General features: G+C 32.9%; 13 protein-coding genes. 2 read left to right on the top strand and 11 right to left on the bottom strand.

The genetic code is table 11. The features are described from left to right. Positions 1-16: 16 nt before the first annotated feature. The 11 genes from der to PLA12_13345 all read right to left on the bottom strand — a co-directional run bounded on the left by der (position 17) and on the right by PLA12_13345 (position 9,461). Entirely contained in the window at positions 17-1,366 is a 1,350-nt protein-coding gene (gene der / locus PLA12_13395; GenBank protein ID HOQ33488.1) for a ribosome biogenesis GTPase Der, read from the bottom strand. Continuing rightward, positions 1,359-1,919, bottom strand: a complete 561-nt coding sequence (locus PLA12_13390) for a CDP-alcohol phosphatidyltransferase family protein (GenBank protein ID HOQ33487.1) — start codon at positions 1,917-1,919, stop codon at positions 1,359-1,361. The genes der and PLA12_13390 overlap by 8 nt, the downstream gene beginning before the upstream one ends. A 77-nt stretch (positions 1,920-1,996) precedes the next feature. After that, positions 1,997-2,374 (bottom strand): response regulator, encoded by a 378-nt coding sequence (locus PLA12_13385; GenBank protein ID HOQ33486.1) that lies wholly within the window; start codon positions 2,372-2,374, stop codon positions 1,997-1,999. Between the two features lie 12 nt (positions 2,375-2,386). Next, the gene (locus PLA12_13380; protein ID HOQ33485.1) at positions 2,387-2,812 is read right to left on the bottom strand and encodes a hypothetical protein; all 426 of its coding nucleotides are present in this window, start codon (positions 2,810-2,812) and stop codon (positions 2,387-2,389) included. Positions 2,813-2,871: 59 nt separating this feature from the next. Further along, on the bottom strand, positions 2,872-4,569 hold the full coding sequence (gene recJ, locus PLA12_13375; GenBank protein HOQ33484.1) for a single-stranded-DNA-specific exonuclease RecJ: 1,698 nt from the start codon (positions 4,567-4,569) through the stop codon (positions 2,872-2,874). Beyond that, complete coding sequence (gene cmk / locus PLA12_13370; GenBank protein ID HOQ33483.1) at positions 4,566-5,270, bottom strand: (d)CMP kinase; 705 nt, start codon at positions 5,268-5,270, stop codon at positions 4,566-4,568. The genes recJ and cmk overlap by 4 nt, the downstream gene beginning before the upstream one ends. 372 nt (positions 5,271-5,642) lie before the next feature. Further along, a complete protein-coding gene (locus PLA12_13365) occupies positions 5,643-6,596 on the bottom strand; it encodes a KpsF/GutQ family sugar-phosphate isomerase (GenBank protein HOQ33482.1) in 954 nt (317 codons plus the stop codon). Further along, entirely contained in the window at positions 6,593-7,426 is an 834-nt protein-coding gene (kdsA, locus tag PLA12_13360; GenBank protein ID HOQ33481.1) for a 3-deoxy-8-phosphooctulonate synthase, read from the bottom strand. The genes PLA12_13365 and kdsA overlap by 4 nt, the downstream gene beginning before the upstream one ends. Further along, a complete protein-coding gene (gene mtnA / locus PLA12_13355) occupies positions 7,413-8,474 on the bottom strand; it encodes an S-methyl-5-thioribose-1-phosphate isomerase (protein HOQ33480.1) in 1,062 nt (353 codons plus the stop codon). Before mtnA ends, kdsA begins: the two co-directional genes overlap by 14 nt. Before the next feature lie 14 nt (positions 8,475-8,488). Next, on the bottom strand, positions 8,489-8,977 hold the full coding sequence (locus PLA12_13350) for a PaaI family thioesterase (protein ID HOQ33479.1): 489 nt from the start codon (positions 8,975-8,977) through the stop codon (positions 8,489-8,491). Between the two features lie 100 nt (positions 8,978-9,077). Then, on the bottom strand, positions 9,078-9,461 hold the full coding sequence (locus PLA12_13345) for a DCC1-like thiol-disulfide oxidoreductase family protein (protein ID HOQ33478.1): 384 nt from the start codon (positions 9,459-9,461) through the stop codon (positions 9,078-9,080). Positions 9,462-9,513: 52 nt separating this feature from the next. Between PLA12_13345 and queG the strand changes: the two genes are divergently transcribed. Together queG and PLA12_13335 are read left to right on the top strand one after the other, a co-directional pair. Next, positions 9,514-10,458: a tRNA epoxyqueuosine(34) reductase QueG gene (queG, locus tag PLA12_13340; protein ID HOQ33477.1), complete on the top strand. Its 945-nt coding sequence runs from the start codon at positions 9,514-9,516 to the stop codon at positions 10,456-10,458. A gap of 131 nt (positions 10,459-10,589) precedes the next feature. Next, positions 10,590-11,328 (top strand): 2-isopropylmalate synthase (locus tag PLA12_13335; GenBank protein HOQ33476.1); only part of this gene is annotated, 739 nt, incomplete at its 3' end.

Raw genomic sequence — 11,328 nt, 5'->3', positions numbered from 1 at the left:
ATAACCTTGAATTCCATTATTTATCTCCTTCTTGCAATTGTATTTTAATCGGAACCCCAATAAAATTATACCTCTCCCTAATCGAATTTTCTATATAACGAAGATAACTAAAATGAAATAGCCTACTTTGATTAACAGATAATAAAAATTTAGTCGGTTTTACACTAACCTGTGCTCCATAGTATATCTTTGCTCTTTTTCCACCCTTGGTAGGGGCAGGGTGGCTTGTTTTGAGTTCTGTAATAAATTGATTGAGTTCAGAAGTAGGAACACGGAATAGAGTATTTTCCTGGACTTTGTTAATTGTTTTAAATAATTCATTAAAGTATTTTTGTTTGTTTTGTATTACAGATAAATGAACCGTAGGAATATAGTCAAGATGAGGCAATTCTCTTTGGACTTGTTGCTGTAAAATATAAGCATACTCCTTTTTATCTGGAACTAAGTCCCATTTGCTAAATCCAATGACAATCCCTACTCCTTGTTCTACTGCATAACCTATAATTTTTTTATCCTGGTCTGTTATACCTTCTGAACTTTCGATAAGAACGAGAACAATATCCGACCTGCGCACGGACTTTAATGTCCTATGGACACTATAGAATTCTACGGCTTCTCGCAAATGGGCTTTCCTTCTCATACCTGCTGTATCTATTAAAATATAATCATTCCCTTTCCAGGTAAATGGAATATCAATAGCATCTCGGGTTGTTCCCGGTGTCTCATCAACAATTACTCGCTCATCATCTAAAAGAGCGTTTACCAGTGAAGATTTTCCAACATTAGGTTTCCCAATTATTGCGATTTTTATTTGTTTATTTTCATTTGTAATTTTATCAAGAGCGATATTTTGTTCAGGCAAAAGATTATAAAGTGTATCTAAAAGAGTCTCAATTCCTGTTCCATGTAAAGAAGAAACAGCAATGGGTTCTCCCAACCCTAATTGATATAGGTCAACTGTATTTAAGATATGTTTATCATCATCAATCTTATTAGCTATAAGGAGTGTCGGTTTGTTTAATTTTTTTACATAATCACGAACATCAAAATCAATGGCAGTTAATTCTTCCCTCCCGTTGGTGACCATTAATACAATATCGGCAGATTCTAAGGCTTTTCGAACCTGATGTTGAACTTTCCCAGTAATAGAATCTCTCCACTCATCTACAATACCACCTGTATCAACAAGAATAAAATGTTTGTCTTTATAATTTACAATAGTTTCATATCTATCTCGTGTAATTCCAGATTTATCCAGCACAATAGCCTGCATTCTACCTGCTATACGATTAAACAAGGTAGATTTACCGACATTAGGTCTGCCACAAATAGCGATTATAGGTAATTTAGGAAATGGTTTATCCATTGGTTGTTCGATAATTTAAGGCAAAACGAATTCCTACCCATAGGTAGTCAAAAAGAGATAATAAAGTTAGAATAGTAGATAGTATCAAAAAAATAAGAACCAATATTTCTATCTGTAAAAGAACAATAGCAATATATAGAGATAAAACAAAAGATGTAATTTTACCCCAAAAACGCGGCGACACCTTTACCTGTGTCAGTTTTCTGCTAATAAGATAGGTTCCCACAACAAGAACTGTATCTCTGAATAATACAAGAGGTGGAAACCATAAAGGTATAGGATATTCAAATGATGTATTTGAAGCAATAAATGCAAGGCTTAAATTCACAGCAAGTTTATCTGCAAGTGGGTCTAATCGTGCTCCTAATTCGGAACAAAGATTAAACTTTCTTGCAATATAACCATCTGATAAGTCTGTTATTATTGCTATAACACATATACCAAAACCTACATAACGCAAATAGGATGTTTCTTTTGTATAAAATGTTATCACTATTAAGAAAATAGGTATGAGTAAAATTCTAAAAAATGTTAATAAGTTAGGTATCGTCACTTTTATCCCCTTTACTCTAAAATCATTATAGTATTACCCTAATATAACGATAAACAAACCCTGCAATCAAAATAGTTTCATTCGCGAGGTTGAAGTTGTCTTTTAATCCGCGCAATAAGTTCACTGGGATAAAAAGGTTTTGTAACGACATCAGAAGCACCAATCTGTAAACTATGTGCCCGAGCATCCGGTGTATGAGCGGAAGTTACACATATTACTGGAATAGATTGTGTTTGCGGATTTGATTTTATTTGTTCACATACCTCATATCCACTCATCATGGGCATCATTAAATCTAAAAGAATTAAATCGGGTTTCTCTGTTGAAACTAAGTCCAGGGCAGAGATACCATCATAAGCACAAATTACCTGGAATCCTTCTGTCTTTAATGTCCGTTCTAACAATTCTACAACATCGGGTTCATCATCAACCACCAATACCTTATATTTATTCATAGCAAATCTCCATTATGGATTCTTTTTTTTAAGAATATCATTTATTGTATTTGTTTTTTTAGGTGTATTTATAGAAGGATTAACGAAAAGTTGTCCTCGTCTATCTGTTTTTTTTATTTCTGTTAAAACTCGTTTCATACCATAATCTATAAAATTGTTATCAACAGAAGAAGAACGAACAATAACGGCTATAATTGGCACACCTAAATTATTTTTATATTCTTCATCTTTCATCATCTGTATATATAACTCTTGACCAATTTCATATATTTCTGCTGTTCGAACTCTTATTCCATATATATTTAAATCCAGAATAACACCTTTTTTTTTAATGTCAGGGCTATCTTTTGCCCACATCAAACAATGACGATTTGATGGGGTACGGGGCGCTATCCGTTTATTTAAATTCGTATTCCTTTTCTTGTTAAATTCAACCAAATGTAGATTCCTAAATTTTATTTATAATTATAAATAAAATATGTATAATAAAATCATACCTAATTTGAAGGTCTAAAATCTTTTATTTGTAATTTGCAACCACCATAAATCTTTGATGTTGAAATTTTGGGCGTATAAGCGACATCCACTTTTTTAGTATTGGCTTCCTTAAAGAAGCGTTCTGCTAAATAATAACCCATCCCGTAGAAAAGACGATTATCTTGTTTCATTGCCATTCGGACATTAAGGTCTTTAAATATTTGCACAGTATGTGGAATAATTTCTACATTTGTTGAACAAAAAAGAGGAGGAGGATTTCCAAAGCCTGTGGGTTCGAACCGTTGTAACCATTGTAAAAGGGAAGAATCTATTTGTGAAAAATTAATAACGCAATCAATATCTAATGTAACCATTTCCTTTTCTTTAGATTTTTCCTGAGCTAATAAGTCTTTTATATGTTCTTTAAAGAGAGGAATGTTTTCTTCAATCAATGTAAAACCTGCTGCAAGTTTATGCCCACCATATTGTTCTAATATATGTTTACATTGATTTAATATCTGAATTATGTCAATACCATATATACTGCGAATAGAACCTTTGGCTATACCTTTTTCATCTACTGTTATTAAGGCAACAGGAACCGAATAGCGATGTGCCAATCTACTGGCAACGAGTCCTATAATTCCTTGATGCCAGTTTCTACGAGTTAAAACAATGGCAGGAGCATCTTTTTCTATATAAGCCTCAATTTCAGATATGGCATCATTTAAAATTTCATTTTCTATATTTTTTCGTTCTTCATTGGCTTTTATGAGTTCTTGAGATAAATCTAATACCTTATCATCATTTTCGCACAACAAAAGTTCTAAAGATTTAAAAGCATTATCCAATCTTCCCGCCGCATTTATTCGAGGTGCTAAACCGTAAGAAATTTTTTCTACATCCATATCATCTAAATTGATGTTGGACATTTCTGCTAATGCTCGCAATCCAATTCTTTTATATTTTGACAAATGTTTCAATCCTAAAGAAACAAGCGTTCTATTTTCTCCTGTTAATGGCATAACATCCGCTATCGTGGCTAATGCTACAAGGTCCAAATCGTTTGGAGAACCATTCAAAGCCAATGCTAATTTAAATGCAACTCCTGCTCCACATAAATTAGCACTGGGATGTTCCGGGTCTTCCAACCGAGGATTGATTATACTTTTTGCAAGAGGAAGTTCTTCGGAAGGGATATGGTGGTCGGTTATAATTAAGTCAATCCCTAACTCCTTTGCTCTCAAACTGGCAGGAATTGTGGAAATACCATTATCAACAGTTATAATTAATCGAACAGATTCGGAGTAAGCCTTTTCAACAATTTCAGAGGTTAAACCATAGCCATCTGACAACCGTTCTGGTAATAAGGGATAAACATTTTGAATACCAAACCTTTTTAATCCACGCGTAAGTAATGCCGTTCCAGCAATACCATCTACATCATAATCCCCAAATACCCATATCTTTTCCCCTTTATTCTTTGCTTCCATAATGCGTTCAACGGCACTATCCATTCCTTTTAAAGAGAAAGGGGATATAATTTGTTTTACCGAAGGTTTAAAAAATTCTTCTACTTTATTGGGTGTATCAATCCCGCGATTTATTAAAAGGTGTGCAATAATGGGAGGAATTTCCAAAGAATTTGATAAAAAATCTACCTTTTCATGGTTCCATGTGCTAATTTTCCAAACTGTATTTTGTAGAATATCGTTCATTTCTTTAACCGTTCTCGTGCGATGTCAATAATTTTTTTGCAAACTTCTTCTATGCTCAGGAAAGATGTATCTATAAAAATAGCATCATCAGCCTTGCGTAGGGGAGAATGTTCCCTCTGTATATTTCTTCTGTCGCGTTCAATGATTTCTTCTAACAATTTATCCAGAGGTATGATAATATTTTTCTTTTCCAATTCTTTTTGCCGTCTTTGGGCTCTCACTTCTTGTTGAGCATCTAAATAAAATTTACATTTTGCTTTGGGAAATACTACAGTTCCCATATCTCTACCTTCTGCTACTGTAGGATATTCTAAAGCAAATAACCTTTGTAAATATACAAGATGTTCTCTTACATAAGGATTTTCATCCAACTTATATATTACTCTTGTGATTTCTGGTGTCCTAATCTCATGGGTTATGTCCTTTCCTCCAACTTCAACTCGCATTCCCTCTTCCGTAGGAGTTAATTTCAAATCTATCTTTTTGGTATGTTCTGCTACTACTTGTGGATTATCTATATCAATATTCGAATGAATTGCCCACCATGTAACAGCACGATACATGGCTCCTGTATCTAAATATTGAAAACCTAATTCTCTGGCTACAAGACGGGCAACGGTGCTTTTCCCTGCTCCTGCAGGACCATCAATTGCAACTACATTTTCTATTTCTGATAATCCGTTATTGTTTTTTGACTCCATAAAACCTTATATAAAAATCCTTTATCTATATTGTTTACATATTTCAAAATATTTAAGATGATATGTAAAATATTTATTTACTGTGTACATTATAACAAAAAATGTAATAATTTAGCACATACATAAAATAAAATTTATAATCATAAATAATAAAATAGTTAAAAATGGTTTTTATGCTCTATTTATAAGAACAATATATAAGTAAAGCATATATTAATCTATATAAAGGAATTATAATTGTAGTCAATGATATTAAACTTGCCACAATTCCAATTTCAAAAAATATTATTTTCCTTTTCTAAAAAAATAACCTTTATTATTAAAAATTTGATGTCTATTATAGAAAAAATATATTAGAAAGTAAAATAGAACTTAAAACATTTCTGTCCGCCATAAATCATGTAAATGAAGTACGCCTAATAATTTATTTTCTTCATTTACAACGATAAGGGAAGTGATTCGATTGGTTTCCATGATTTTCAGTGCTTCGGTTGCCAAAGTATCAGGGAATATACAAATAGGAGGTGAATGCATACAGTCTTTTGCCATCATTTTTAGAAAATTTCCATATCTTTGTAAAAGCCTTCTTAAATCTCCATCTGTAATTATACCTACCACCTTTTGATTATCATCTATAACAGCAACCATTCCTAATCCTTTGTTTGATATTTCTTTAATAGTCTCGTCCATTGTCATTGTAAAATTAATAATAGGTATTTCAATCCCTGTGTGCATTAGATGTTTTACTTTCAACAATTTTTTACCAATTTGTCCTCCAGGATGATATTTCCTATAAGTTTCTTCATTAAAGCCATCTATTTCCATTAAAGCCACAGCAAGAGCATCACCTATAGCTAATGTTAATGTTGTTGATGCAGTTGGAACAAGTCCTATGGGACACGCTTCTTTATCAACAGATATATCTAATACTACATCACTATACTGAGCCAATTGAGACTTTAAATTACCACATATTCCTACTAATTTAGCCCCAATCCTTTTAATAAATTGAATTAAATTAATAACCTCTGTAGTTTCTCCACTGTAAGAAATTGCTATAACGACATCATTTTCGGTTATGTTACCGAGGTCGCCATGAACAGCATCTGTTGCATGGATAAAAATCGAAGGATAACCACAAGAGGCAAATGTGGCTGAGATTTTTTTTCCCACAAGTCCTGATTTTCCCAATCCTGTTACAATAATTCTTCCCTTCGTGTTACGAAGTAAATGGACACATTGGTCAAACTCAACGCCTAATCGTTCACTTGCTTTTTGTAGGGCTTGTGCTTCTAAAATTAAAACCTGTTTCCCTATATTTCTCATTTAACACCTCCCTTGATACAATTAAAAAGTGCTTTCCAACGCTTGAGATAAGTAGGTAGATCAGATAAACAAATAGAATTAGAACTATCGGATAGTGCCTTTTCGGGATTGTCATGGACTTCAACAAAGATACCATCTGCCCCTACAGCAATACCTGCATTAGCAATGTAAGGAGCTAATTCCCGATTACCACCGGAACCTTTTATACCTGCACCCGGTTTTTGAACGCTATGGGTGGCATCTATAATAACAGGGAAACCGAATTCGGACATAATAGGGATTGAACAAGGGTCCATAACCAGTTGATTATATCCAAAAGAATTTCCTCGTTCTGTTAAAAGGATATTTCTGTTTCCTGTTGATAATACTTTCTCTATGACTTCTTTCATATTCCATGGGGCAATAAACTGTCCTTTCTTTATATTAATTGGTTTTTGTGTGTACCCAGCAGATAAGAGTAAATCTGTTTGACGAGAAAGGAAAGCAGGTATTTGTATTACATCAAGCACATCAGCACAAATTGGGGCTTGCCATGGTTCATGTATATCGGACAATACAGGGACCCGAATTTTTTCTTTTACCTCTTTTAAGATATTTAAACCTTGTTCTATACCGGGACCCCGATAAGCATCTATGTGGCTTCTATTTGCTTTATCAAAAGAAGCCTTAAAAATAAAATGTACATCTAATTCTTTACATATTTCATTTATTTCTTTTGCTAAAAATAGAGTATGTTCTCTACTTTCAATTACACATGGTCCTGCTATCAATAATAGTTTGTCTGAAGGAATACAAAGATTATTCGTTATGTGAATTTCATTCTTTTTCATTCTGATTACCCATAGTTCTGGAGATAGTTTTATCAAAAGGAGGATAAATTATCCCTTTTTCTGTTATAAAAGCAGTAATGTTTTCTGACGGTGTAACATCAAATGCAGGATTATATATAGAGATACCTTCTGGAGCAATTCTTTTGTTATTAAAAAAACATATTTCATCTGAATTTCGTTCTTCAATAGGTATTTGAGAACCATTCGAAATTCTCAAATCAAAAGTAGAAGAAGGAGCAGAAATATAAAAGGGTATACCATGATATTTTGCTAAAACTGAAAGCGAATAAGTTCCGATTTTGTTTGCCGTATCTCCATTCCTTGCTATTCGGTCAGCACCTACAATAACCATATCTATCTTTTTTTCTTTCATTACTTGCCCAGCCATATTATCACAAATCAGGGTTACAGGTATTCCTGCATATTGCAATTCCCATGCAGTTAACCGTGCACCCTGAAGAAGTGGTCTTGTCTCATCAGCATATACACGCACGGATTTCCCTTCTTCATTAGCAATATAAATAGGGGATAGGGCTGTTCCATATTCCCCGGTTGCTAAAGCCCCGGCATTACAATGAGTTAGAATTGTTGTAGAATTTTTTATTAAGGAGTTTCCATAAATTCCTATTTGTTGACATGCTTTCGTTTCTTCCTGATATATATTTAATGCCTCCTGCTCCATCTTATTTAAAAGACTATTCAAGGTGTCGTTAGAAGAATTATTTACTACTCTTAATATTCTATCTGTTGCCCAAAATAAATTAACCGCAGTAGGTCTTGTTTTTTTTATTGCCTCTGCAGAATGTTTAATTATTTGTATTGCTTCCAAAACATTTTTAGGCTTTTCATGAATAACTATAGATAGCAAAGCAAACCCTGCAAAAATACCTAAAGCAGGAGCACCGCGAATCTTTAATAATTTAATAGCATCTTCAGCCTCTTTTAATGTTGTAATAGGTATATGATTTAAGACGCCCGGCAATAATGTTTGGTCTATAATATGTAATTTTCTATTATCCCAAAGTATTGGTTTTAAATGCGGTTTCATAAACATTCTCTTAATCAGGTGTTATGGGAATTGCTAAATATTTTTTCTGTATTTTCGTCATATATCAAGTAATGGTCTACAATTTGTGTCTCTTCATCAGATATAGGCATGAACTTACCCCAGGAACGAACAAGGACTCCTTCAGTTTCTTTATCTATAAGAACCCCTTCTGTAGTTGCCATAAGACGGTGTCCCTTTGTTATCCATGTTTTTACTAAAAGGTCTTTATTTAAGGGCACTCGTTTTAAAAATCGAACTGTAAATTCTGCTGTAACACACATTCTTTTAAAATATCTTGCAGAAGACCATGCCATTGTTTCATCCATTGCAGAAGAAACAACTCCACCATGGGCAAATCCAGGGTATCCTGTATGTTTATCTGTAAAACGGACAGGGAGTAAGGTATATTGGTCTTGGATAAAAAATTGACTTTGAAGACCGGACGAATTTTGCGTCCCACAAACAAAACAATATGGATATACTGGTAATTTTTTTAAATTCATAATTAATCCCCTTAATAAATATGATATGAAAAGTTTATATATTATAAATAAAAAATAGGATAGAATTAATAATTAATACGAGATAGGTTTAAAGATATATTTAATTATGGGATTTGAATAGTAGTTGAGATAAATGTTGGAAAAGAAAATTTTTCCGATGTTTTGCGATAAATTTATAAAACAAGTTTAATAAAAATATCAATAGAGGTGATTTGATTTGATAAAGAGAGTGAAAAATATTAACCCTACGACAAATTTCCTGTATTGCTTGAAATTGAGAAAGTGTTTTTTGTCCATTAACGACAAGATGAACAGATTTTTGTAATTGTTGTTCATCTATATTTACTATATCTGATTTATTTTTTATCTCAGATATAGGAAGAAATTCTAATTCACTATTTACTGTATCTGATTTTTTCTTTATATAATTTACAAAGTTTGTACACATTTTGCATGAATCATCATATATAACAATAGGTTTCATAGAAGTTACCTTTCTTATTAAAATAAACAAAAGAGTAGAAGAGAATGTTCCAGTGAAAAAATACAAAGTAGAAGAAATAAATAAGGATATAAAACTTCAAGAAGAAATTAAATCAAAAATCAGTGAAATAGCAGAGAAAATTGGTTTTGCAGTGTGGGGAGTAGCCGAAGTAAAACAACAAAATACAGTTTCAAATTTAAGACAATGGGTACAAATGGGTTGCCACGCCGATATGCAATGGTTTGAAAAAAATGTTTTAATGAGAGAGGAAGTACTTAAATGGTTCTCTGATGCAAAATCGGTAATTGTATTTGCTTACAACTATCTACACCCTTGTGATAATAAGAAAATAGCAATGTATGCCCATGGTTATGATTATCATATATTAATAGGCAAAAAGTTAAAACAGATTGTTTCGTTCTTATCGGAAATTATCGAGGGAGCAAAATTCAAAATATCTGTTGATACAGGACCCGTTCACGAGAAGATATGGGCAGTTCGTGCAGGGATTGGTTGGCAAGGGAAAAATTCACTCATCATCAATCCCCAATTAGGTTCATGGCTTCTTTTAGGAATTTTATCAACAAACATTTCTTTATTACCAGAAAAAGAGATAGAAAATCGTTGCGGTGAATGTGATAGATGTATAAAAGCATGTCCTTCAGGAGCCATAAATAAAAATGGTTATATTGATTGTAGGAAATGTATATCCTACCATACCATAGAAAACAGAAATGAAATACCATTAGATATACAAAAATACATAAAAAATACAATTTATGGCTGTGATATTTGTCAGGAGGTTTGTCCTTGGAACCAGAACAAAACCAACATAAAAAATGAGGACCTTTGTATAATAGATGAAATAGATACAGAAAAAATTTCAAATATGGAGAATTCAGAATTTAATAATTATTTTGGTAAAACTCCAATAAAAAAATCAGGGATTAATAGAATTAAGAGAAATGCAGAGATTTATTCAAAAAATCAGGAATAGAGATACTGGGGAATTCGTTTCCTATATAAGTTATTAATATCAAATCATTAAAATTATTTATGATATAATATAATCATTTTCAATGTTACCCTAATCAAAAAGAAATGAGATAATTTTAGGAGTATAAATTTATGAATACTAAATTTGAGATTTTTGACACGACATTAAGAGATGGAGAACAATCGCCCGGCGCAAGTATGAATGTGCAAGAAAAATTGCAAATGGCTTTGCAATTAGAAAAATTAGGTGTTGATACCATAGAAGCCGGTTTCCCGATTGCATCCAAACAAGAATTTGAAGCCGTTCAAAAAATCGCTAAAGCAGTAAAAAAATGCCGTGTGGCAGGTCTTGCAAGAGCATTAGATGAAGATATTAAATGTGCTGCGGAGGCATTAAAACCTGCAGAGAAATCCACATTACACACCTTTATTGCAAGTTCTCCAATCCACATGGAATATAAATTAAAAATGTCTCCTAAGCAGGTTTTGGAAAGAGCCAAAGAGGCAGTTAAACTTGCTAAAAGTTTGATACCACGAGTAGAATTTTCTGCTGAGGATGCAACTCGTTCCGAATGGGATTTCCTGGTAGAACTAACAAAAGTTGCTATTGATGCAGGTGCAGATGTGATTAATTTGCCCGATACGGTAGGCTATATAACCCCCAGTGAAATTAAAGATATGTTCGCCTATGTAATAGAAAAAGTCCAACCTCCAGAAAATGTTATCTTTTCTTGTCATAATCATAATGATTTGGGTTTAGCCGTATCCAATGCTCTGGCTGCTTTAGAAGGTGGCGCAAGACAAATCGAATGCACAGTAAATGGAATAGGAGAAAGAGCCGGCAATACCTCTATGGAAGAATTGGTAATGA

It is taken from the genome of Candidatus Hydrogenedens sp. (assembly GCA_035378955.1).
In the GTDB taxonomy this organism is placed as follows: domain Bacteria; phylum Hydrogenedentota; class Hydrogenedentia; order Hydrogenedentales; family Hydrogenedentaceae; genus Hydrogenedens.
Note: the sequence above shows the minus strand (reverse complement) of the source record. Positions and strands in the feature narration are given on the sequence as shown.